Consider the following 572-nt stretch of genomic DNA (forward strand, 5'->3'; position numbering starts at 1 on the left):
GACGCAACCACCAGAGCACATTACTGTGCCGGCTTTGTCTGCGTTGCACCCTCCGATGGCGCGGCTGAGGCAGCCTCCACCGCGACCGGCGGCGTCATGATTTTGCTGTACGCCTCATACAATGCCTTGGTGTTCACTTCCGCTTCACCTTTTTGCTGTTTAAGCATCAGCGTAGTGTCCTGAGAAAGCTGCTGATGCAGTTCCTGATTCAGCAAAGGTAGCGTCAATTCAGAGAGATAAGCCTGGCGCAGCTTCTGATACTGTTCCGGTGCAATATCCACCACGCCGTTGCGCTGTGAGCCCATGCGCTGCTGCATCAACACATCGGTACTGGTACGCGCATAGGTTGCAAACAGTTTGCTGAGCTCGTCACTCTTGCGCGCGATCAGCGCATCAAACGCTTGCTGCGTAAGCCCCTTGTCACGCAAGGTCACCAGCTCTTTCGCCAGGAAGGTCAACGCGGCCTCGGCGTTCTCGCTGTTGGGGCTGTCCAGATGGATGCCACACTGCGCACGGGTGTAGTACACATCGCAGTTAACGCGCACGCTGGTTTCTTTAAGCCCGCTCTTTTC

General features: G+C 56.3%; 1 pseudogene. It reads right to left on the reverse strand.

The features are described from left to right. Positions 1 to 20: 20 nt before the first annotated feature. Positions 21 to 572, reverse strand: a pseudogene (locus tag J5224_RS34330) (insulinase family protein); the annotation flags it as partial.

Source organism: Candidatus Symbiopectobacterium sp. NZEC135, from assembly GCF_025962695.1.